Genomic DNA, 22,306 nt, shown 5'->3' on the forward strand with positions numbered 1-22,306 from the left:
GCCCCGGCCTTCGGGGTGCCCGACGGCGAAGCGGCGGCCGTTGCCGGGGGCGTGGAGGGCAGGGAGGGTGCGGGGGAGCCCGGCGGGCTCGCCGAAGACGCCGCCCGGGGGCTGGTGGTGGTCGAACCCGGCCGGTTGTCCGCGGCGCCCGGAACCAGCAGAAGGACGAGTCCCGTGGCGAGCACGGCGGAGGCCGCGAGCTCGGGCAGACGGCGGGGAATCTTGATCATCATCGTGGCCTCTCAGCCGATCACGCGGGCGCCGCCCGCGTAGTCGTAGTTCCAGACAGCGGCTTGCTTGACGACATCTCCGGGCTTCGGGGCGTTGATCATCTGGCCGCCGCCGATGTACAGGCCGACGTGGTAGATCCCCTTCGCGTTGCCGAAGAAGACCATGTCGCCTGGTCGCAGCGCGCTCACGCCGGCCGAGGCGGGGATGCGCTGCCCGACCCCGGCCTGGTCGGCAGCCACTCGCGGCAGCCTGACGCCGACCTTCGCGAACGCATAGACCATCAGCCCGGAGCAGTCGAACCCGGTGACCGTCCGGCCGTCCTGTCCGCCTTCGGAGCAGCAGATGCCCGTCGTCTTGCCCGTCGCATCTCCGCCGCCCCAGGAGTAGGGGACGCCGAACTGGCTCGCCGCAGCCGCGATCACCTGCTGCGCCTGCTCGGAGGCGTCCCCGGTCGGCACGGTCGTGGTGGGGTCGCCGAGCTCGGTGTACTGCTTCATCCAGCGCAGAACTTCGTCGACGTAGGCGCTGGAGTAGTTGTAGCGGAGGATCGCGTTGTGCAGGGTTTGAGGGTCGGTCAGGTCTTTGCCCTGGCAGAGGTACAGCGCGGCGGCGAGCGTCTCGTCGTCGACGTTCTGCGGACTGGCGCCGCCCTCGGGGCGGACCTTGTCCGCGTACGAGGCGAAGGTGGAGGGGAGGAACTGGACGACGCCCACCGCGGCGTCGAACTGGCTGTTGCCGTCCCATCGGCCCTGGTCCGTGTCGTAGACGGGAGTGATGTTGCCTCCGGCCCCGCTGCCGTTGAGGATCGGGCCGATGATCGGCGGTGTCACCAGCCCGTCGGCGTCGATCTGGTGGCCCTCGGCCTGGCCGGACTCGACTTTGCCGATGCCGGCCAGGAGCTGCCACGACATGCCCTTGCACTCGGGGTCGAGCTGCGGCATCGCGGCGGCGGCCCGCACGTACGCCTCCATCAGCCGCGGCGGGATGCCGCCGACCGAGCCCACCGGCGCGGTGGCGCCCGGGTCGGCGCCGTCGATCATGCTGATGATGGCGAGACCGCACAGCGCCGCCGCCGAGCACACCAGCAGCAGGCCCAGGCAGCCGATCTTCCGGTAGGCCCTGAACAGCTTCACAGCCCGAGCTCCCCGTCCAGGCCGTCACGGGCGCCGTCGGATGTGCCGGCGGCGTCCTGCGGTGCCTGGTAGCCGATGTGACGGCGCATCCGCAGCGCTTCGAGCGGGGTGCTGCTCGGCTCGCGCAGCACCTCCGGGCTGACCCGCCGCAGCACCGCCGGGTCCATGCCCTCCATAGCGGGCGCGGGCGGTACGTCCGTGACCGGCCGCGACGCCAGGATCTCCCCCGTGTGCTCGTTGACGACCTCTCCGTCGATGATCCGGATCGGCTCGGTCGGCGGAAGGGCTCCCGGGCCCAGCGCGGAACGCACCTCGGACGGGCCGCTGTCGCCCTCGCCGCCGTACACCACCGTCTGGCTGGCGCCGGGGTGAGCGGCGCGGTCCGGCTGGATGACGGACTCGCTCGGCTGCACCTCGTGGAAGGGGTATTCCGGGCCGCGGTCCCTGGCGTGTTCCCAGACCTCGCCCCGGTCGGCCGGGTCGAAGTGGCCGGCTCGGTTGCTCGCCCCCTCGAACGGGTCGCCCAGCGTCAGGTCGTAGCCGGTGTGCGCGGCCTCGTAGGCGGCGCGGACGCCGTTGACCAGCGTCGGTCCGTAGGTCTGGCCGAACGCGGCAGCCTGGTAGTACTGATGCCGGGCTGCACCGCTGACGGTGTTGACCGTGCCCTGGACGCCCTGCTTGGCCATGCGGTAGCCGGTCGGAATCTCCTTCGTCAGGTCCTTTGCGCCCTCCACCCAGTCGCCGGTCCACTCCTTGCGGACGTTCGAGTAGTGCTCCCACTGGCGGTTGACGTTCTCCCACATGGCGTCGTTGGCACGGTTCAGCCGGGTCCAAGTGGCCGGAGCGCCGAGAGTCGCGTTGAAGCCCAGCTTGCCGACCTGGCCCGCGCGGATCGCGAGTCGCCCGGCCCGGGTGCCCAGCAGAGCGTTGTGCAGAGCGTGCCCCGCGGGGGTGAGGCCGTGAGCGGGCATCTGCTGCTGGCGCCCGAAGGGCGGCCTGCCCCCGCCGCCAGCCGGTCCGCGCCCGCCGCCCGGGCCACCGTGAGTACCGGGACCACTGGCACCGCCGGGGCCGTGCTGGACAGGGTGGCCGCCGAGCGGCCCTCGGGAGCCGACCGGCTTCATGCGGGCGGCGAGCTTGTGCGGCGGCAGCGGGTTGCCGGCCACCAGCTGGTGCGCGGCGTGGAAGGGCAGTGCCAGCGCGGACAACCCGCGGCGGATTTCCCCGTACGCGCCGACGGCCATCGCCCCGCCGTTCATGCGGCCGAGACCGGGGTCGGCGATCGCCGCCAAGCCCTCGGCGATGCGCGCCTTGCGCATCAGCGCGCCGTGGGCGGGGGAGCCGCCGCCGAACAGGGCGCCGCCGAACAAGGCGCCGCCACTGGCCCGGCCACCGCCCAGCATCCCGCCGCCGGAGGGCGACATGGTGCCCATGGCCTGGGACATCGCCAGCGCCAAGCCCTGGTTCTCGCCCAGGAAGAGGCTGCCGCCGATCTTCGCGTACCGCATCCGGGACGCGAACCGCTCACCGACCTGCCCGGCGGCGGCGAAGATCCTCTTGTGGAAGAAAAGGATCACCAGCGCGAATCCGTCCAAGATCAGCAGCCGCTGGATCATGACGGTGTCCTTGGAGTTCGTCAGGATCTGGTCGGCACCCAGCGAGAAGAGCGGCAGCATGATGCTGATCGCGAACTCGGTGACCACGCTCGTCATGTAGATCCCGAGCCACTTCCAGAGCGCACTCCTGTTGCCGCCGGGCAGCATCGCCCACACCAGCGACGGGGCCGTCAGTGAGGCGGCCACCACGTCCGCGAACTGCGTGCCCAGGTGGACGAGCGCCATGCCGAGCACGACGATCGCGATCAGCAGCGTCGCGAACAGCACCAAGACGGTGCCGCCGACCCGGTCCCAGTTGCTGTTGACCGAGAAGTTGTAGGCGGCCATCCCCTCGTCGCCGTGCTTCTTCAGCTCCTCCTTCAGCTGGTCCCAGGCCGTGCTCTTGGGGCACAGCTGGTCGGAGCCGGGCAGCCAGGAGATGCAGCCGTCGCCGGCGTCCTTGCCCTTGATCTCGCCGTGGATCCACCGCCGGTGCACCTCCGCGAGCTCCCGCTCGTGGGCGTTCTCGGACTTCGGGTTCGGGATGATCCCGTACTGCAGCAACTGGTACGGCTGCACGACCAGGACGCGGGTCAACGTCATCCGCATCGGGCAGCTGGGGTCCTTCTTGTCCTTCTCGCTGGTGCAGCCCGGGTCCGGCCCGTTGACCCCGGCGGCCAGCTGGCCGACATCGTGCGCGGCCTGCTGGGTCTGCACCAGCGGACCCTGCTCGCCCAGGACGCTGCGCGGAGTGAGCGCGGGCATCAGCACCAGCGTCGACAGCAGCAGGGTGATGACCATCTCGCCGGCACCGCGGCCGACCTTCCCCTTCATCATCAGGATGCAGCCGAAGGCGCTCCCCATCGCCAAGAAGAGGGGGTAGAGCCCCAGGTCGTTCGCGGTGACCTGGAAGAACTCACCGTTGAGCTTGTGCGCGGTTTCCACCAGCGTCGAGACGACGGGGAAGTTCCAGATCCACTGGCAGACCCAGCACATGAGGCCCACCGCCATCCGCACCAGCGCGAATCCGGCGCCGAGCAGCAGGTTGCACACATGCGACCGGATGTCGGTTGTGCCGCCGTTCTCGCTCTTCAGGTCGTAGTTGTCGAGCGGGACCCCCTCGGACGACAGCACATTGAGGGGGGCCAGGATGCCGCCGCGCTCGCTGCCGTCGGCGGCATCGGCAGCCGATGCCCCCGCCAGCAGGAACAGGAACGTCATCCCCGCCGTCATCAGCACGGTGCGGCGCCCGGGCCAGTAGGCCGCGGCGAACTGGTGGACCGCCCGCGCGATCCGCAGCGCCCGGCGACCAGCGGCTCGAGTCTGCCGCGCGGCGCGCTGCAGGGGAGCGGGCAGGGTGGGGGTGTTCATCGCAGAGCCTCCTTCCGGAGCGAGTTGGCGGTGGTCGGGCGGGTGACCGGGGTGGTGAAGATGTTCTTGTGCTTGGGCAGGTCGGGGACCACGACCTGGATGAGGCCGACGCGGTTGCGGGTGTCCTGCAGGAACATCTCGCCGGCCCGGTTCTGCTGGCCGTGCGGCGACAGGCCCTTGACCATCTGCACCAGGCCCTCGTCGTCCGGGGGCAGACCGAGGAACTCCAGGCCGCGCTTGGCCATCGCCTCGTCAGTGGTGCGGGCCAGCACCCGCTGCGTGATCAACCCGCGGATCGTCTCGTTCCCGAGCTCCGGGGCGTCGTGGGCGCCGGCGACGAACCCCGCGTTGTGCTTGCGGCCGTCGTGCGCGATCTCGGAGATCAATGCCGATCCCTCGGCGGAGGAGGTCAGCCAGTAGATCTCGTCCAGGATCAGCGCGGCGAAGCGGCTGCGGTCCGTGAAAGCGATGTGGCGGGAGATCGCCGCGATCAGATACAAAACCGCACGGCCGATCAGAGCCTCCAGCGGCTGGGTGCGCAGCACCTCCGGCCGGCCAAGGCTCTCCTTCGGAGGCAGCGTCAGCCCGTTCGTCGCGAAGACGATCAGGTCGGCCTGAAGGTCGATCAGTGACAGCGCGGGCAGCGACGGGTCGAAGACCATCCGGGCCAGCTTCTGGTCGCTGACCGTGGCCAGCAGGTCCAGCACGTCAGCGGCCGTCGCGCCCCGGGTGCCGCCCTCCTCGGAGATGGCCTGCAGCTCTTCCAGTACCGCGCCCATGTGCGGATTGCGGGAGGAGGAGGCGGCCTTCACCGCCCGGGAGAGCAGCGCACCACCCGGCGACATCAGGTCCAGCTGGGTCTGCAGCAGCAGGTAGCTGAGCGCCGCGGCCTCACCCTCTGCAGGGGGGAGGACGCGCAGCGGGTCGATCGAGACCTTCGCGTTGGCGGCGTCGATGACCTGGTGGCGGCCCGGGGCGGCGGTGGACGCAAAGCTCACGTACTCGCGCTGGCTCGTCCGGTCGATCACGATCGCCCGGTGGCCCCGGTCGAGCAGCGTGCCGATGATCAGCTTGAGGAACACCGACTTGCCCGACCCCAGGTCCCCCAGCACCGCGAGGCTCGCCGCCGTGTTGCTCAGCGGAGCGGCGGCCAGGTCCAGGTAGACCGGCTTCGTCGTGCCGGCGTCCAGGCTCTGACCAATCATCGGACCGCTCTCGTCACCGATCTCCGCGACGGTGAAGGCCCCGCTCATCGCCCAGTCCTCCGACAGCTGGAACTGGGTGCACTCGCGCTGACGCAGCACCGACGGCGCGCCGGGCAGGCCGAGCTGGAACAGGCGCTCCTGCCCACCGCGCGGCCGGATCACCCCGTAGTCCGCACCGGACAGCCGCGCCTTCAGCTCCCGTGCCCGCTCATCCGCCACCTGCGCGGTCGGCCCCCACACCGTGAACACGGTGCGGGACTGCACCTCCAGCTCCACGCTGGTGCGCCCCAGCCGGGCCTCCTGCTCGCCGAGCACCTCGGCCGCGCCGTGCAGCGAGTCCGGGGTGCCGGTCGGGTGCGCCGACCACTGATCGGCCTGATCCGAAAGCTCGGCCTTCTTCTTGGCGATGGCCCGCTTCGCCCGCTGCCCCTCCACCAGCGTCAGGTCCACCACCGCATCGACCGGCCACGGCAGCACGTCCAGCCGCGCCAGCAGGTCGGCCGAACCCTCGTACACCGCCTCCGGGATCTCCTCCAGCGCGAGGTGCGCCTGCCAGCCGGTCTGCTCCTCCGTCTCGACCTGCAGCCAGAGCTTCGACAGGGCGCTGCCGTCGATCCGGCGGCCGAACCAGCCGCGGAGGCCGCCTTCCTCGCGCTCCCTCCGGGCGGCGGCGTCTTGGCCACCCTCCAGTAGCCGCACCTGGCCCAGGCTCGCGTAGCCGGGGCTGCGCAGTTGGGCACCGACGATCCGTCCGCCGTAGCGCGTGCTGGTCTCGGCCTCCGCGAGCAGCGGCTCCGTCATGCCGCGGTGGACCGCGTGCTGGTGGATCCACACGATCTCCGCCGGCCGGGCGGGGCGCATCTGCAGGCCGCCGCCGAACCCGGTCTCGGTCTGCCGGGCCAGTCCCCTATATAGCTGCACATCGGCGACCGGAACCGGGGAGGCGGGCAGACCGGCCTGCTCGCCGAACATCGCCCACGCCGACCCGCGGGCCTGGGCGAGCTGCGCCGCCCGGCCGGGCGCCTGAAGCGGCACCGCCAGCCAGACCGTCCGGCGGTGCATCTCGCGGTCGGCCAGCAGGTACTCGGCGGCGCGGGCGCTCTCCAGCGCGCCGGGGTTGGTGTCCAGGTCGATGCCTTCGGCGATCCGGGCGGCGACCTCGCTCGCCTCCACCCGGGCGCACAGGCTGTACAGGCGGGCGGTGCCGGAAAGGGAGCGGACCAGGGAGGTGACCCGGCGCAGGACGTCCTGGCGCTCGAGGTCGCTCGCGTAGCGCGAGCCGATCGGGGTGACCCGCCAGAAGGCCCAGACGGTGCCGGTGGTGGAGAACAGGAGGTTCCCGGAGATGTGACGGATCGACGCCTTCACGACGGCTCCCCTTTCTGGGAGTGCGCGGCCGAGGCCGCGGCGAGCATCTGCTGCAGGGGGGTGAGGGCCGGCCCCGTAGCCGGGGCGGCGGGGGGCGGAGCGGGGAGCGGGTCCTGGGTGCGGGGCTCGAAGATGCTCAGGGAGCGGAACTCCGGCTCGGGCCGCAGGTCCTCGCGCACGGCGGGGGCCTCTGCGGCTGGCTCGTCGCCCGGGGCGTCCTCGACGGTGAAGCAGCCGGTCATCACCACCGGCCGCATCGGCCGTACCGCGCGGCCGGCGATCCGGCCGCCGCGAGGAGTGATGAGCAGGGAGGCGGCGTCCGCCGCGACCAGGAACGGCGAGCGGCCGGCGATCCGTGAGTGCCGCGCGGCCCAGATCGCCACCGCCCACACCACCACCGGCAGGGGGCCGAGAACTGGCGCCCACCAGGTGACGGTGCGGATCAGCAGGAAGGCGCCGACGGCGGCCACCACCAGCTGGGGTGGTGTGTAGGGCCCCATCGGGATGCGCCAGTCGCCGATCTTGCCCAAAACCCACGGGTGCCTGCGGGCCTTGGTGTAGGAGCGGCCGATCCTGGGACGCGCGGCGCTGCTCACGACTGGCCCAGCTGGCCGGTGAAGGCGACCGGGAGCTCACGCGGCAGCTGGCCTGCGCCCTGGACCTTCGGCACGCTCGGCGCCTTGTTCTCGCTGTACTCGGTCTGGAAGATGTTCGAGATCGTGTACCGGCCGGTGAACAGGCTCCAGCAGATGACCAGGCCGATGGCCCCGCCGATCGCCGCCTTGACGCTCATCTTCCGGATCGCGTAGATGATCACGATGCCGGTCAGGGCGATCATCAGGCCGGCTGCCGTCCAGTCGAGCAGCGTGTTCGCCCAGGAGTTACCGAAGTTCTGGATCGGCCCTGCGAGGGTGGTGGTGTTCATCGGGACGCCCCGTTCGTGGTGGTGGAGGTCGGCGCCGCGGCGCCGGAGGAAGAAGAGGCGGTGCCGGCGGGGGCGAGCGCGGCGATCTCCCACCGCCCGGCCCGGGCGGTCAGCCGCAGCGGGTAGGACAGCGGCCACTCACCGGCGGTGTCCGACGCGACGACGTCGGCCAGCACCTCCAGCACCGCCCCGTCCGCCGGTGCGGTCGGCACCGTGGTGGAAGCCGTCAGCGTCTTCAGCGAGACCTTCGAGTAGGCCGCGCCGGGGGTTGGGATCTTCGCCGTGGGTGCGAGGTAGCGGGAGCTGTCCCCCACCCCGCTCAGGTAGGCCGTCAGGTAGCCGGTCACCGTCTCGCGCAGCGGCCCGTCCATGACCTGTGATCCGTAGGTCCGCGTCGCCGGGTCCGTCTCGGTCAGCGAGTCCGGCGCCGCCACCTGAGCCGGCGCGCCCGTCACCACCAGAGAGTCGGGCGCACCGCCGGAGGCGTCCGAGCGGACCATCGACACCTGGACCGCGAAGTACCGCACCACCCGCACACCGCCCGCTCCGCCGGCTTGCGGGACGTCAGAGCCCGCCGCGGGCGCTTGCGTGGAGCTTTGCGTCGTGCCTTGCGGGGACTTCGCGCCTTGCGTGGAAGCGGGCGGCATGACCACCGTGGCCGCAACCGTCACCTGCCACGTCCGCCCGCCCATCGGTGTGCTGCGCACCGCGACCGTCTTGACGACGGAGGACCGCAAGGCGGAGGTCGACTTCGGCAGGTCGACCCCGGGGGCCATCGCGCGCAGCGCCGCGGCGTCGGTGTCCGCATCGGTGGAGCGCAGCCACAGGTCGACGAAGTTCTCGGCGTAGCCGACCGGTGGGGCGATCACGATCGGGGCGGTGGCCTGCTCCGAGGTGTTGCTCCGGGCCGTCTGCGGGACGGCGATCGCGAGGGCGAGGGCCAGGGGTCCGGCGGCGAGCGCGGCCCAGATGCCGCCGCGTACGAGGACGGTCCGGGCGCGGGAGCGGTGCAGGTCGGTGCCGGAGGCGATCGGCGAGGGGGTATCGGGTGCGCGGTTGCGCCGGGCGGAAAGGCGATTCACTCAGGGCTCCTAGGTCGTCAGCGATTGCTGTCGACGGAGGAAACCCCGCACTCCTTGACGGACTCCTTGATGATCGAAGCCCGCCCGGTAACGACTGCGCAACGGGCCCGATCAAAGCTCTGACCTGCTGATTTGGTGGGGCGTCAAGGAATGGCAGCGGCTCCTTGATGACCCATCAAGGAGCCCCGGAGTCTGGCGGCGGGCGGTATCAAGGTGAGCCGCCGGCCCCGCACCTGTGAGGGCGGGGATTCCTTGACGGCCACCCCGACCCCCGGGCGGGCACCTTGATGGGGCGTCCAGGCGGGTCCGGATTCCTTGACACCCGCCCCGGGACCGCACGGATTCCTTGATGCCGTCCCCGGCACCCGGCACGGCTGATCCGCTCCACTCGGGAGTCGCGGAGCCGCTGCGCAGCGCAAGCACGGGCGGGGTCGGTAGCCCGCCGCCGGGTGTCGGCTCATCGGCGTTCCCCGTCGCGGTTCCCGCTCCGCTGGCCCGGTAGTCCGCCCGCGACGCGGGTGTGGCGTTCGGAGTTGCGACGCCCCGCAGTACGCACGCACCTAGTGCGGGCGCGCCGTCCGGCTCCCTCTCTTTGCGGTTGCGGTTGCGGGACGGTGCCCGCACCCGCAAAGGGCCGGTCACCCGCACCCGCAAAGGGCCGGTCACCCGCAAAGGCCCCTCTCCCGCATACGCAAGCGCGCACAACCGCTTTGCGGAAGCCGCTCCGGCGAACCGGTCCAACTCCGCAGCCATGCGTCGGGTGCATGCCATACAGGAGTGATCCACCTGTTGATCGGCGGCGTTGCGCAGTCGTTATCTGCTGCACCTTGATCGTCAAGGGGTCCGTCCAGGAGTGCGGGGTTACCTCGGGCACTGATTCACCACAGCCCGAGGAGCCCCCGATGGACCTGCTGCCGACCCTGCTGCCCGGCGACCCCGGCTGCCTGGCCGCAGTCGCTGCAACCGCCTACCTCCCGGCCGGCGCCTTCTACATCGCGCTCACCGGAATCGGCGGCACCTGGCGCCCCGCGGGACCCGCCGCCGTCCTGGCGGCCGTCGCCGCCGCGGTGGCGCTGACCGTCTCCTGGCCGCTGCTCCTCGCCACCCGAGTGATCCGCGCGCTGCACCGCCGCCGAACCGCGGCCACCGGCCCGCTCCGCCTCGCCACACCGACCCCGGGACCTGCCACACCGGCGCCGCTCCCGCCGAAGCCCTCCGAGCCGCCGGTACCACCGCGCTGGTACCGGCAGGACTACGCGGCCGTCAGCGTCGCCCTCGCCGAGGGCCGCACCGCGATCGCCCGGACCTGGGCGGGCTTCCTCGCCGATGACGCCACCATCGAGTTCGGCCCTGCCCACCCGTTCACCCAGGAGGCGTGGCTGCTCGTCGCCCGCACTGTCCATGCCGCTCTCACCGACATCCGGTCCGGGCAGCCGGCCGACGACGCCCAGCCGATCGACGACCCGTACGGCTACTTCCTCTTCCCTCAAGCCCACCGGGGCGCCTGGGACCCCGACCGTGACAGCGTCTACACCTCCGCCCGCGGCCAGCAGGCGGTGACCCGGTGACCACCTTCTTCACCGGGCTCTCCACCGGCCCGGACGGCTGCCTCGTCTGCGAGGGCCTCGACTGGATCGAGTTCGACGCCCGTCTCGCCCGGGACGGCGACTGCGCGCCCACCACCAAGGCGGCGTACATGGCACTGTCCTCCTTCGCCGGGATCGAAGAACGCATCACCCTCACTACCGAGTCCGTGGCGGCCTGGTCCGCGGAAGCCCGCTACGCCCTCCTCCCGTACCGCAAGACCGTCGCCGCCTGCATGGGCCGCTCGGTCAAGACCCTCGACCGGGCCACCGCCGACCTGGTGGACCGCCAGATCCTGGCAGTCCACCCCCAGACCGCTCCCGGCAACGAGGCAGTGGCCGACGCCAACCTGTACCAGCTCCTCGACCGCGAGCGCTGGGCCCAGCAACTCCTGCAGCGGGCCGCCGCTCCGACGTCCACTCCCGTTCTCGGCCCCGACGGCCGGCCGGTGCCCCGCGTCCAGCGCGCACCGGGCATCGACTACGTCCGGCTCGACGCCCGCATCGCCCGCACCGGCGAGCGTTCGCCGAACTACAAGTCCGTCTACGCCGCGATCGCCACCTTCGTGAACATCCACAACCGTGCGATCACCGACCGGCCGCCCACCGTGAAGGAGCTGATGGCCTGCACCGGCCTTTCCCGGACCGCCGTCACCGACGTCCTGGCCCAGATGCGGGCCGACGGACTCCTCGTCATGCAGGACAACTTCCTCCCCGCACAGGAGGGCGGCGGTCGCGTCGCCTCCTCCTACTTCCTCCTCGACGCCCGGCTCTGGCGGGCCCGTGCCGCTGCCCGCGACGACCGCGAGCTCGCCGCCTTCACCGGGGGGTGGCGTCACCAGGCGGACATGGGTGGGGACACCACGCGGACAGGGGTGGCGTCACCAGACGGACTTGGGTGGGGACACCACGCGGACATCATTAAGAGCAGTAGTGAGAACAGTCGCAGCGAGCCCCTTCCGGACGCCCGTAGGGCAGGTACAGGTGGTTTGCCGCGCGCGGCCCGCGGCGCACGCTCGCGCCCCCAGCCGAACCCGAGCAGCGGCACAGCCGCGACCAAGACCACCAAGCCCCGCACCAAGACGATCCGCACCACCGCCTCCAAGCCCGTCCCCCGGGAAGAGGAAGTCTTCGCGATGGTCGACGCCCTCGGCGTCAGCAAGCACCCGGCCATCAAGGTCCCGCCGCTGCGCCGGGCCGTCCGGGACCTGCTCTCTGCGGGCCGCACCCCCGAACACGCCCTTGCCCGGATCAACGCCGGCTGGTGGCGGGCCGGGGTTCCCGAGAGGATCCAGGCCGGGGAGATCCGAGGGCCGGTCGGATACCTCGCCACGATCCTCTCCAGCCGCGAGTGCGAGCGGCCGGACTGCGAACGCGGGCTGCTCCTCGGCTCCGGTGAGGAGTGCCGCGCTTGCGGGCTGCGAGCAGCCGAGCGCCAGGCCCGCCGCGCCCAGGAGCACTTGGAGAAGGAGACTGCCGCCCTCGACCAGGTCGTCCGGCCCGCTCGCCAGCGCCGCACCGCACCGCAGCCCGCCCCGACCACTTGGCGCTGCCAGGCGCCCGGCCCGGACGGCCTGGGCGGCGGACCGTGCGGCAGGCCGGGAACCGGCACCGCGCCGGAACCGACGATGTGCCCGGACTGCCTGGAGAGCCTCCGCCAGTCCCTCGCCGGGTGAGTGCGAACCGGGCCGGCCGCGCGCCGCGAACGCCCGCTACCAGCGCTTGCCACCCTGCGGCCCGCCCCGGAGAGACCGCATCTCTCCGAGGCGGGCATCCGCTTGCCCAGCCGTGGCTACCATCAGTGCATGGCTGATCGCGATACGGAGTTCCGGTCCTTCGATGGCACGCGGCTGAGCGGCACCGTCGCCACCGCCGAACGCCCCCAGGCACTGGCGGTCCTGGTCCACGGGGCGGGCGTCACCCGCGAGGAAGGCAGCTTCTTCACCCGGCTCGCCGCCGCCCTGGCTGCCTCCCGGGTCGAGAGCCTGCGCTTCGACTTGCGGGCCCACGGCAGCAGCGACGGCCGCGAGCAGGACATCACCATGGCGGGCGTCGCCAACGACATCCGCGCTGCCGCCGACCACCTGCGCGTCGAATCCGGGTCACCGGTGGACCGGCCGGTCCATGTCATCGCCGCGTCCTTCTCCGGCGGGGCCGCCGCCCTGGTCGCCGCCAACTACCCGGCGACGGTGGACAAGCTGGTCCTGCTCAACCCGAGGCTGGACTACCGGCAGCGCTACATCACCAGCCGGCCGTACATCGACGACGCCGACTACCTGGACGAGGGCTCCGCCTGGGAGCTCGAGGGCCGGGGCTTCACCGAGCGCAGCCCCTTCGGGCTCGGCCGGGCCCTCCTCAACGAAGTCCACTACCTCGACCCGGCGGCGATCCTCCCGCACATCCTCGCCCCCACATTGCTGGTGCACGGTACCAAGGACACGTTCGTGCCGGTGGAGTCCTCCCGCCACTACCTCTCCGCGTTCGGTGGGGGCGCCGAGTTGATCGAGCTGGACGGCGCGCAGCACGGCTTCGCGGTCCATGACGACCCGCAGTACCTCGACCCGCAGACGCAGGCGTGGCAGGGGGAGGTGATCGAGAAGGTCAGGGCATTCCTCACTGCGCCGTGACCGGACGGCCCGATCTGCGGGACGCCTCGTTCTCGTCTCCGCAGGCACCCCTTGGACCACACCAACGGGAGGAACCAGTGTCAGACCCGCAACTGCTCACCCCCGAGGAGAAGCTCGCCGACGCGAAGAAGCTGTTGAGCCTCCCGCGTATCGTCGTGATCTGCGGCTCCACCCGCTTCATGACCGAGATGACCGAGGCCGATCTGCGGGAGACCAAAGCCGGAAAGATCGTCGTCAAGCCTGGCTGTGACATGAAGTCGCCGCACGAACCGTGGTCCGATCCTGTCGAGGCCGAGGCGCTGAAGGTTCGACTCGACGATCTCCACCGAGCGAAGATCCGGCTCGCTGACGAGGTGCTCGTGGTCGGCGACTACATCGGAGACAGCACCCGAGCCGAAATCGCCTACGCCCGGTCGCTGGGCAAGCCCGTGCGGTTCACGCACCCCGAAGTCGACCCCGACGCCTGACCGCCCGCGGCCACCTCGACAACCAGGGCCGGCAGCCCGCCGCCCGACCGTCTTGTGGTGGCTTCGGCGGCTGCCCAACTCACTCCCTCCGCAGGCATCCCTTGGAAGTGCCCGGGGGCACTGCGCTCACTTCCCGGTGAGGGTCACGATCGAGGAGTCCCAGTCCGGGCCACCGTCCACGATCGCCGACAGCACGATGTCGGTGTGGCCGGTCCAGGCATTGACTGGTTCCTCGACGTCGGGCTTGCACGTCTTCGTGATCTGGTCCCCGCCCAGGTACGAGCCCAAGTGCATGTTGACCGCCTTGAGTTCGACGCAGCCCGAGATCGCCTCGACGTAGCCCTTCACGCGGTAGCCGCTGCGCTCCTTCTGGACGTACAGCCGGGCGATGCCGTGCACCGAGCCGTCCGGGGCGCTGGCGGAGAGGGAGATCTGCTGCTCCTGGATCTGGCCGCGGGGGGCCGCGGTCGCGGTGGGCGTGGCTGCGAGCAGGGCTGCTGTGAGCAGGGCAACGGCGGAGCGGCGCATGGGGCACCCTTTCGGCTCAGTGGCTGGACGGGGTGCAAACGCGACGCGCGTGCTCACGTCACGCCGTGCTACTCCGAACGGCTGGCCTTGGGGGGTTCCCTGCTGGGGGTTGGTCAGAGCGCCTCCCTGGGCGCTGACAGCAGTTTTGCGTCTGCAGGAGCTGATGGATCCATTGAGCACCGCTACGTGCGAGCCGGAGCCGGGAGCTGGGCTTCGCGCAGAGCGTGGAGCAGCTGGCGTACGGTCGGGCGCCGGGCGTGGGGGGTGAGCGCGGCCTTGGTGCGCTGCAGTTCGGCGAGGGCCTGTCCGAAGCCCGCACCGGAGGCGATTCCGAGCGCGGCCAGTGCGGCGTCTGCAGCTTGGTCCGGCTCGCCGGTGGCCGCCAGGGCGCCGGACATGGCGGCGGTGAAGAAGGCACGGTCCCGAGGGGCGAACCGGCCGGTGGCCAGGTGGCGGCGGAACAGGTCGACGGAGCGGGCCGGTTGTTCGGCCTCCCGGTAGCAGAGCGCGCTCTGCACCATCAGCCGTTCCAGGGTGTAGCCCTCGCCCAAGGGACCGGTGCAGGTGGCCGGGCCGGTGGGCGGAGGTGCCGCTTCGACGGCTTCGAGGGCCTGGTCGAGGAGCCGGTCGATCGCCTTTCCCCGAACTCCGGTGAGGGCCAGCGCGCGGGCCTCGTGCTGGAGAGCCTCCGCCCGGGGCCGCGGCGGCAGGGACCACGGCCCGGCGTGGGCGGCGTGGGCGAGATCCCGCATCCGGGCGGGGTCGCCGTCGGCGGCCTGGGCTTTGCGCAGCAGGACGTAGCCGTGGAGCGGCCCTTCGCCGGCCATGGTGGCCAGCTCGATCGCCCGGTCGTGCCAGTACGCGGTGGGCACCGGGCCGGCTCCGGAGTCGCGGTGCAGCCAGGCAGTGAACTCGGCCGCCCGGGCGCCCAGCACCAGGAGGTCCCGGCGCGCACTCCCGGAAGCCTCGCGGGCGGCTCGCTCGACGGAGCCGACGATGGCCAGGGCCTGGGGGAGAGCCACGCGGGGGCCGAGGACGCTGTCGGTGCGGCCCGCGTCGTCCAGCGCGGCTCGAAGGTGCGGCAGCAGGCGGTCCGGCCGGTCCGGAGGTACGAGGCCGATGTCGGGCGGGCAGTAGAGGGAGGGCGTCACGCTTCTGCTCGTGTCGGGCCGGCGCCCCGGCGGGCGGCCAAGGGGGACGAAGCCGAGGTCCTCCAGTGGGGAGTCGAACATCGACTCCAGGACTTTGCGGGCGTCCCGGTTCGGCCAGCCGGGCGTCGGCGACTCCCACCGCCGCACCTGCCGGATCGAGATGCCGACCCGGATGCCCTTCTCCCGGGCGTGGGCCTCGAAGGCGTCGACGAAGTCCTGCTGGGTCTTGAGCTCGAGCGCGATCCTGGCCGCGACGAACGCGGGGTTGCCCACCTCCGCTTGGGCCCCGGTCACCGAACCTCCCTGTTCCTCTGATGCCGCTTCGACAGCGCACCAGTATTCCGCCGCCGGTCCCGATGTGTCCGGTGATCTGACCTCGACTCGGCCTTCCGAGGGGCGGTTGTCTGGGCGGGTACATGCGCAGCAAGGAGATGACGGATGCTCATGCCCACGGCTGGCCGCGGGAGGCCTTCGGCGCGTACCGCCACCGGCCCCCGGACGCCGCCGGGCTCAAGGCGCGTCGTGGGAAACGGAAGGCGGGGCCGGGTCGCATCGACTCGGCCCCGCCCTGTTGTCCGTCTCTTGCTGCCGCGGCTACACCTCGAATGTCTTCGCGAAGTCCACGAAGGCCTGCCACTGCTCTCCGGGCAGCGTCAGCGTCGGCCCGTCGGGGTCCTTCCAGTCACCGACCTCGACGTGGCCGGGCTTGGTGCGCGCCCGACGCCAGCGGACGCAGTCTCCGGTCTGGCCGCTGTAGGAGCTCTTGGTCCACTCGTCCGGAACCTGACGAGGGGTGGTGCTGGACATGGCGGTCCTTTCGAAGTGGAGCCGGGCGGTTCAGGCAGCGTGTACGAGCTGTTCGAGGAACTTCCGCGACGTGCTCGGGTCGAGCGCGAGATCGGTGATTTGGACCATCGCCTTGGCGTAGGTGTCCAAGGACGCCTCGTCGTCCAGGTAGAGGGTCGTGGCGAGCGTCTCGACGGTGGCCACCCGGGCCCCGTCCGGGAAGTCGAGTACGGAGAAGGCGCTGTCGAGACCGACGTGCGCACCGCGCTCCGACGGCAGGACGAGCAGGGTGACAAGGTGGGGGTCCTGGGCGAGCAGGTGCCGGATCTGCGTGCGCATCACCTCGGCGCCCCCAATCGGAGTGCGCAGCGCGGCCTCCCCGATCACCGCGGTCAGCGGGGTGGTGACCCGGCGCTGGCGCTCCTGGCGGACCTGCACCAGCGTCTCGGCCTGCTCGAGGCCGTCGTGGACGATACCGATCCCGGCGTGAAGAAGGGCCCGCGAGTACTCCTCGGCCTGGAGGCGCCCGGGGATCAGCAGCGGCTGCCACGTCCACACGGAGCCGGCGGTCTCCTCCAGCCCCAGCAGATTCTTCAGGGCGATGTGCAGCGACCGGGTGTAGGACTGCCACCAGGTCGGCGCGGTCAGGCTGCGGACGGTCTCCTCCAGCGCCGCGCGGGCCTTGCGGTCGTCAACGCCGTACACGTCGAGCAGTGCCCGGACTACGGGGACGTCGATCCTCACCGCTCCCCGTTCCAGGCGGCTGAGGCGGTCGATCTTGATGCCGGCCGCTGCGGAGGCGACGTCCAGGGTCATGCCGCTCTGCTCGCGAAGTCGGCGGAGGATTCCGCCGACGCGCATCCGCCGGTAGTCCTGCTCGCTGCTGGTGGTGGCCACGGTCTCTGCTGCTCCTCCTGGTCGCGGTGCCCGATCAGTGTGACGTGTCAACCGGCAGTGACGACATTCAGGGTGACGGTGAGTCACATTCTGCCGCTGGGCGGCCTGTGAGCCAACCATAGGGCGCTAATTAGCGAATCGCGATATTGACGACTCGCTAATTAGCGAGCACAGTGGAGGGTGCTAGCTCAAGGTGACCGGATGATCGCTTTAGGCGATGTCCGCCTGCGCCGACCTGCCCTCCCGGCAGCCCACACGACGTGGCTGGAGCCCGATGAACGACATCACCGCTCTGTTGGAACCGCCCACCGCGCCGCGCGCACCGGCCGACCGCTCCCACCACGAAGCCGACCCCCTCCCGATACTGCCCGCCACCCCCGCCTCGGAGGCCAAGGGCCGGGACTGGCTGGCCCGCACCAGCGCCGACCCGGCCGCCTGCCTGGCCGCCTGGCGCCTCCCGCACCGCCTGGCACCCTTGCGCATCGCGCCGGGCAGCTCCTGGCACGTCATCAGCACCGACATCCGCCTCGGCGACGGAGCCCTCCAGGCGCTCGGCGCCGCCAACGCCGCGCCCGGCCCCACCCTGCTCACCGAGACCAACATCCTCTTCTGGGTGCCGCGCCTGACGGTCAGCTGGGAGCGCCTCCTGTCCGGAGTCTTCGACACCCCCCGCGGACCGTGGCCCTGGGGCACGACGCTGACCGCGCACCTGACCGCCGACAACGACACGGTCCTGCCGTGCCCCGCCCCCGGCAGCGACGCCCGCAAGTCCCGCTGGCACCACGCGCCCGACGGAAGCGGCGATCTCACCTACGCCGGAACCCTGGCCACTGCCCTCCACCACTCCTTCCGCGCCCTGTTCGCGGAAGCCCCCGCGGAGCTGGCCCCCCGCCCGCCACGTTCCCCCCGGCCGCCCGCCACAGCCGACCACTTCGCCGCCTTCGCCGGGTGGCCGCACCACAAGGAGGCGCCGTGACGTCGCCCGCCCCGCTCAAGGAACAGACCGACTGCGCCCCCGCCCCCTGGAAGCACCAGGTGGAGAAGCTGTCCCACGAGCACGTCCCCCAGCTGCGCAGGCGCACCGTCGACTACTGCCGCAAGGCCCGGGCCTCCCAGGGGCGGCCGGCCGACCCGCGCGCCCTCGCCGACGTCGCCGTGGTGGTCACCGAGATGGTCACCAACGTCCTCAAGCACGCCACGCCCCCCGGCCAGCCGGTGGACATGGGCCTGCTGCTGATGCTGGACGGTGACGACGTCCTGATCGTCGTCACCGACCCCAGCCCGGACGGACCGATGCTCGACACCACCGAGCCCGGCCAGGAGGAAGGCGGACTCGGACTCGGCCTCGTCCACAGCATCACCCAAGACCGCTGGGGCTGGCACCCCCTGCCCGTCGGCAAGGCCGTCTGGGCGCAGTGCCCGCTCCCCGTCGCTCGCGCCGAACCGAACCGAACGGAATCGTGATGGCCCCGCCCAGACCCACCATGGCCAACGTCGCCGAGAAGCTGCCCAGTGGCTTCCGACTCTCCGACGGCCGGACCCTGCTCACCCCCCGCCCCGTCGGCCAGCAGGAAGTCACCATCGGGTCCTGGATCAGCGTCGACGGCTGGCCGTGCGAGGTCACCAACATGCTCTGGCGGCCAGGCGGAGGACGGATACTGCACCTGAACGCGCAGGGGACCACCGTCGTCATCCCCGTGCAGTCCTTCGAGACGGTCGACAAGTACACCGTGCTCACCACCCCCGCCCGGCGGTAGCCCGGTGGACCTTCCCCGCCCGCGCCGGCACCCCGACCACGCCCAGGCCGCCGCCATGCCACCCGGTATCTGGCTGGCCAGCGTCCTAGGCACGCCGCGGCGAGACCGTACTTTCCTTCGGTGGCTGGCCGAACCGGACCACCTGGTCCCGATGCCCACCGGCGTGCGCTGGAACGCGATCTCCCTGCCCTCCGGAATTGGGCTCCCCCTGCTCGAGTCCGCGCTCCACGGACCGAGCGCCCACCGGATCGGGCCGGTGCTCCACGACACCCGCGTCGCACAGACCGTCTGGCTCATACCGCCCGACCAGGAAGCGGATTGGGTCCCCCTCCACCCGCTGGCCGAGCTCCTGCGGGACGGGCACCCCCTCGACGTCCCCGACCCCGAACCCGCATGCGAGTCGCGCAGCTCACCCGTCCACTGGGCCCACTGGCCGAAGGTGAACGGCACGCTCACCTCGGCCCAGTGGCTGCGCGCGGCCCTTTTCGCCAGCGAAGAACCGTCCCACCTCGATCCCTCGACCACCGGGCTGGCCGAGCCGCCCCGCTGAGACCGCCAGCCCAACTGGGTGGACTCCCCAATTGGGGAGTCCACCCAGGCCTCTGTCGTTCCGTTTCTACCGGCCGCCGGTTCCGGCCTGGTCCGCAGTCAGAGCGGCTGGGGCGCCAGAACGGCGCGGACGATCTCCGCCCAGGCCGCCTCGTTGGACGCCGGGGGCGTGGTGGCCCAGGCCCGCGCACATTCGGCGACCACCTGGTCCACCTCCCGGACCTGGCCGGCCAGGTCCTCCTCCAGCCAGTCGGCGTGGCCGTCCACGGCGCCGGTGACGATGACCCGGCCGTGGAGGAAGTAGCTGGCCCCGATGTCCATCCCGCGCCAAGCGCTGGCCAGCGCGGTGGCCACCACGTTCGGCGGCAGGCCCTCGCCGATCGCGTTGCCGTGCAGCCACATCAGCGCCTGCCGGTGGTAGACACCCCGATCCGGGCTCCCGCCGAGGCGGGTGGCCAGGACCCGCTGGCGCAGAGCCGGATCGTCGGGCAGCTCGATCTCGACAACCGGACCGGCCGGGTCAATCTGCAGCGCGAGCATCGGGGTCTCCTTCGGTCGGTCCGGCTTCGCCCGGACGTACGGTGATGGTGGTGAACTCGGTCCGGCGGATCGGCCACGGGGAGCCGAAGAGCTGAACGCTGTCGGCCTCGCCCGGGGTCACGAAGACGACGTCGGCGCACTCTCCGTGGACGAGGTAGTACCGGATACCGCCGTCGGACAATGCCGCGGTGGCGTAGCCGATGCTGGTGAACCGTGGCATACAAGCCTCCTTCGGCAGTCGTTACAGGTCGGCCCAACCGCACCGGGGGCGCTCGGCGTCGGCCAGCGGGCTCCACACGGGCGCCGACGGACCGTGCTCCTCGATGTCCCGGAGCGTCGCCGCCCCGGCCGGGACGTTGCGCAGCAGGTTGACCACCCGGGCGTTGTCCCCGGCGGCCAGCTGCAGGTCCTCGATCCGGTTGCGCATCGTGGTCTCCGAGCCGTTGGTCAGGACGAACAGCAGCCGGGGGAAGAGAGGGTAGAAGTCCTGCCAGGCCGGCGGGGCGCCCTGGGCCTCGGTAGTGCCGCGCAGGCGCAGCGGGATCGGGGTGAGCTCGTAGAAGCGGGCGTAGGCGGTGAGCTTCGAGGTCAGCTGCTCGCTCACCTCCGTGCACCGGTCCAGCTCGACGAACGCGCGCAGGTGCACCCGGCCCTCGACCGTGGTGGCGGTGTAGCGCATCACGGCATCCGGCATCAGGGCGTCCCGCCGTGCCTCGGAGAGCCGGTGGTAGATCTCCGGCACCCAGTCGCGCGGTCCGTACTCGTCGCCGCGGCGACGGGCGTCCCGGACGAACTCCACGTGCGTCCTGACGACGTCCAGCGTGTGGTCGGAGTTGAGCAGCGCCCGGTCCGCGTCGAGCTTCGGCGGCGGACTGCTCATGTTCCTCAGCTCCTTGAACTCGCCCGCAACCTCCCGGCCGGCATCGGTCAGGAACCAGGTCCGCAGTCGGCCGCCCCCGAAGACCGGCTTGGTGACGTAGTCGGTCAGGCCCTTCCTGTGCAGGCCGGCCAGGCGCTTGTTGGCCCAGTTCGGGTTCTTGAACGGGCCGAGCAACTCCCGCAGCTGCTCCGATGTGACCAGGCGGTGCTGGAAGAGCAGGGCCAGAGCCTGCCGGTCGAAGTTGTGTCCGTTGTGGCTCTCGGTGGTGGCGATCACGCCGGGCCCCTTCTCGAATCTCAGGCGCGTGTGCGGTCGGCACAGACAACCCCGGACTCCTTGACGCACCCCTTGATGGAGGTACGGGCGTAGGGCACGATTCGATAACGTCGCACGTCAAGGCGTAGTCGGCGGTGCCTTGACGGCCTGTCGGCGACGGCGGATTCCTTGATGCCCACCCTTGACGGGGCATCAAGGAATCACTGGCCCGAGCCGCCCTTGACCTCGTTGAGCAGCTGCCGGCCCCGCTCGGCACTGACGCCGAGCGCCTCACCGACCGCTGCGGGCGACACATTCGGGTCCTCGGCCAACATCTTCTGCACCTTGGCCCGGCGCTCGGCCGCCAGCACGTGCCGGGGCGCGGTTCGGGGGCGGGGCGCGGTCTCGACGACACCCACGGGCCGGCCTCCGGCCTTTGCCTCTCCGAGGAGGAACCGCTCGTGCTGGTCCCAATTGGTGATGGTCGAGCGCTTCCAGTGCTTCACGCCGTGGACCACCGTGTCGGCCTCCGGGATGGAGGTGAGCCTCGCGCTCTTCCGGTTGGTGGAGGTGGCGTAGGTCCGCCAGGTCGAGATGGTGGGCCGGCGGTCCTCCGGCACCAGGAGGTAGGCCTCCTCGAGGTCGAACAGGTCGTCCTCGTCCTCGCGCGCCAGGGCGGCGACGACCCAACGGCCGCCGGTGAACTCCAGGCGCAGCTGGGCGTTCAACGGCCAGGCGCCCTTCTCGTTGTACGCGACCAGCTTGACGTTCACGTCGACGACCGCGTCCTCCGCGGCTTCGGGCACCTCGTCGGCGGCGAAGACGCTGAACACCTCGACCCGGTCGAAGCCCGTGTCCGCGGCCGGCGCGATCCGGGCGCCGTCGGCCACCGGGGCCGAGCTGCCCGAGCCGGTGAGGTAGCCGGTGAGGAAGTCGCGCAGCAGCTCCAGTACCGACTCGTCCTCGACTGCCAGGTTGTACACCTCGTCGGGGTTCGCCGGCGTGATCAGCGGGATCTCGCGCTCCTCGACCGCGGCGAGCAGCTGCTCCTCGTCCCAGAAGCGGGTCTTGGCGCCGGGCCGGCTGATCGGCTGGGCGCGGAGCTTCTCCCAGCGGCGGGTGTTGGTGAAGGTACCCGTGCTGACGCCCATGAGGGATGCGGCCCGGGGGGTGTCGGCGGTGGTGCGGTTGGCGGGGATCATGTCGAAGTCCTCGGTGAAGTAGCGGGTGGGGCCGGCCCGATCAGGTGGCAACAAGACAACGGTATCGCACTAAAACCATGATCGGTACTCGTTGTTTCTGCACACCGTCGCCGGAACCGCGCCCGCCACCCCCTTCGCGCCTCCCGTCAGGGCTCTGACCTGCCGTGATCGAAC

At 71.5% G+C, this 22,306-nt stretch carries 22 protein-coding genes; 8 read left to right on the forward strand and 14 right to left on the reverse strand.

All coding sequences use genetic code 11. The annotated features are described in order from the left end of the window. Window positions 1-242: 242 nt before the first annotated feature. The 6 genes from ACWD4U_RS24080 to ACWD4U_RS24105 are packed head-to-tail and all read right to left on the reverse strand — an operon-like array spanning window position 243 to window position 8,910. Entirely contained in the window at window positions 243-1,364 is a 1,122-nt protein-coding gene (locus tag ACWD4U_RS24080; RefSeq protein ID WP_363456451.1) for a C40 family peptidase, read from the reverse strand. Then, entirely contained in the window at window positions 1,361-4,330 is a 2,970-nt protein-coding gene (locus ACWD4U_RS24085; RefSeq protein WP_363456448.1) for a hypothetical protein, read from the reverse strand. Before ACWD4U_RS24085 ends, ACWD4U_RS24080 begins: the two co-directional genes overlap by 4 nt. Then, on the reverse strand, window positions 4,327-6,903 hold the full coding sequence (locus ACWD4U_RS24090) for an ATP-binding protein (protein WP_363456445.1): 2,577 nt from the start codon (window positions 6,901-6,903) through the stop codon (window positions 4,327-4,329). The genes ACWD4U_RS24085 and ACWD4U_RS24090 overlap by 4 nt, the downstream gene beginning before the upstream one ends. Next, on the reverse strand, window positions 6,900-7,499 hold the full coding sequence (locus tag ACWD4U_RS24095; RefSeq protein WP_363456442.1) for a hypothetical protein: 600 nt from the start codon (window positions 7,497-7,499) through the stop codon (window positions 6,900-6,902). Before ACWD4U_RS24095 ends, ACWD4U_RS24090 begins: the two co-directional genes overlap by 4 nt. Then, complete coding sequence (locus tag ACWD4U_RS24100; RefSeq protein WP_363456439.1) at window positions 7,496-7,828, reverse strand: hypothetical protein; 333 nt, start codon at window positions 7,826-7,828, stop codon at window positions 7,496-7,498. The genes ACWD4U_RS24095 and ACWD4U_RS24100 overlap by 4 nt, the downstream gene beginning before the upstream one ends. Beyond that, window positions 7,825-8,910, reverse strand: coding sequence for a conjugal transfer protein (locus ACWD4U_RS24105; RefSeq protein WP_363456437.1), 1,086 nt, complete (start codon window positions 8,908-8,910; stop codon window positions 7,825-7,827). Before ACWD4U_RS24105 ends, ACWD4U_RS24100 begins: the two co-directional genes overlap by 4 nt. Window positions 8,911-9,812: 902 nt before the next feature. Between ACWD4U_RS24105 and ACWD4U_RS24110 the strand changes: the two genes are divergently transcribed. From ACWD4U_RS24110 to ACWD4U_RS24125, 4 genes are all read left to right on the forward strand, one after another. After that, entirely contained in the window at window positions 9,813-10,478 is a 666-nt protein-coding gene (locus ACWD4U_RS24110) for a hypothetical protein (RefSeq protein WP_363456434.1), read from the forward strand. Next, complete coding sequence (locus ACWD4U_RS24115) at window positions 10,475-12,169, forward strand: MarR family transcriptional regulator (RefSeq protein ID WP_363456431.1); 1,695 nt, start codon at window positions 10,475-10,477, stop codon at window positions 12,167-12,169. Before ACWD4U_RS24110 ends, ACWD4U_RS24115 begins: the two co-directional genes overlap by 4 nt. A gap of 129 nt (window positions 12,170-12,298) precedes the next feature. Then, the gene (locus ACWD4U_RS24120) at window positions 12,299-13,120 is read left to right on the forward strand and encodes an alpha/beta hydrolase (RefSeq protein ID WP_363456428.1); all 822 of its coding nucleotides are present in this window, start codon (window positions 12,299-12,301) and stop codon (window positions 13,118-13,120) included. A 77-nt stretch (window positions 13,121-13,197) separates the two neighbouring features. Beyond that, on the forward strand, window positions 13,198-13,587 hold the full coding sequence (locus tag ACWD4U_RS24125; RefSeq protein WP_363456425.1) for a hypothetical protein: 390 nt from the start codon (window positions 13,198-13,200) through the stop codon (window positions 13,585-13,587). A 126-nt stretch (window positions 13,588-13,713) separates the two neighbouring features. Here ACWD4U_RS24125 and ACWD4U_RS24130 read toward each other — a convergent pair whose 3' ends face one another. From ACWD4U_RS24130 to ACWD4U_RS24145, 4 genes are all read right to left on the reverse strand, one after another. Further along, entirely contained in the window at window positions 13,714-14,115 is a 402-nt protein-coding gene (locus ACWD4U_RS24130) for a hypothetical protein (RefSeq protein ID WP_363456422.1), read from the reverse strand. Between the two features lie 182 nt (window positions 14,116-14,297). After that, on the reverse strand, window positions 14,298-15,560 hold the full coding sequence (locus ACWD4U_RS24135) for an XRE family transcriptional regulator (RefSeq protein ID WP_363456419.1): 1,263 nt from the start codon (window positions 15,558-15,560) through the stop codon (window positions 14,298-14,300). 300 nt (window positions 15,561-15,860) lie between these two features. Beyond that, the gene (locus tag ACWD4U_RS24140) at window positions 15,861-16,073 is read right to left on the reverse strand and encodes a DUF397 domain-containing protein (protein WP_363456417.1); all 213 of its coding nucleotides are present in this window, start codon (window positions 16,071-16,073) and stop codon (window positions 15,861-15,863) included. A 30-nt stretch (window positions 16,074-16,103) separates the two neighbouring features. After that, window positions 16,104-16,949 (reverse strand): helix-turn-helix domain-containing protein, encoded by an 846-nt coding sequence (locus tag ACWD4U_RS24145; RefSeq protein ID WP_363456414.1) that lies wholly within the window; start codon window positions 16,947-16,949, stop codon window positions 16,104-16,106. Between the two features lie 274 nt (window positions 16,950-17,223). Here ACWD4U_RS24145 and ACWD4U_RS24150 point away from each other — a divergent pair, with 274 nt between their 5' ends. The 4 genes from ACWD4U_RS24150 (at window position 17,224) to ACWD4U_RS24165 (ending at window position 19,256) form a co-directional block, all read left to right on the forward strand. Continuing rightward, window positions 17,224-17,925: a hypothetical protein gene (locus tag ACWD4U_RS24150; RefSeq protein WP_363456411.1), complete on the forward strand. Its 702-nt coding sequence runs from the start codon at window positions 17,224-17,226 to the stop codon at window positions 17,923-17,925. Next, window positions 17,922-18,413: an ATP-binding protein gene (locus tag ACWD4U_RS24155; RefSeq protein WP_363456408.1), complete on the forward strand. Its 492-nt coding sequence runs from the start codon at window positions 17,922-17,924 to the stop codon at window positions 18,411-18,413. The genes ACWD4U_RS24150 and ACWD4U_RS24155 overlap by 4 nt, the downstream gene beginning before the upstream one ends. Then, window positions 18,413-18,706 carry a hypothetical protein gene (locus ACWD4U_RS24160; RefSeq protein ID WP_363456406.1) on the forward strand — a complete coding sequence of 98 codons (294 nt, stop codon included), beginning with the start codon at window positions 18,413-18,415 and terminating at the stop codon, window positions 18,704-18,706. The genes ACWD4U_RS24155 and ACWD4U_RS24160 overlap by 1 nt, the downstream gene beginning before the upstream one ends. Before the next feature lie 151 nt (window positions 18,707-18,857). Further along, window positions 18,858-19,256 (forward strand): hypothetical protein, encoded by a 399-nt coding sequence (locus ACWD4U_RS24165; protein WP_363456403.1) that lies wholly within the window; start codon window positions 18,858-18,860, stop codon window positions 19,254-19,256. A gap of 98 nt (window positions 19,257-19,354) precedes the next feature. Here the strand turns inward: ACWD4U_RS24165 and ACWD4U_RS24170 are convergent, their stop codons facing one another. The 4 genes from ACWD4U_RS24170 to ACWD4U_RS24185 form a co-directional block, all read right to left on the reverse strand. Continuing rightward, window positions 19,355-19,795 carry a hypothetical protein gene (locus tag ACWD4U_RS24170; protein WP_363456400.1) on the reverse strand — a complete coding sequence of 147 codons (441 nt, stop codon included), beginning with the start codon at window positions 19,793-19,795 and terminating at the stop codon, window positions 19,355-19,357. After that, window positions 19,776-20,015 carry a hypothetical protein gene (locus ACWD4U_RS24175; RefSeq protein ID WP_363456397.1) on the reverse strand — a complete coding sequence of 80 codons (240 nt, stop codon included), beginning with the start codon at window positions 20,013-20,015 and terminating at the stop codon, window positions 19,776-19,778. The genes ACWD4U_RS24170 and ACWD4U_RS24175 overlap by 20 nt, the downstream gene beginning before the upstream one ends. A gap of 21 nt (window positions 20,016-20,036) precedes the next feature. Further along, on the reverse strand, window positions 20,037-20,951 hold the full coding sequence (locus tag ACWD4U_RS24180) for a replication-relaxation family protein (protein WP_363456394.1): 915 nt from the start codon (window positions 20,949-20,951) through the stop codon (window positions 20,037-20,039). A 200-nt stretch (window positions 20,952-21,151) separates the two neighbouring features. Then, window positions 21,152-22,183, reverse strand: coding sequence for a hypothetical protein (locus ACWD4U_RS24185; protein ID WP_363456391.1), 1,032 nt, complete (start codon window positions 22,181-22,183; stop codon window positions 21,152-21,154). Window positions 22,184-22,306: the final 123 nt, after the last annotated feature.

The organism is Kitasatospora sp. NPDC002522 (assembly GCF_053595195.1).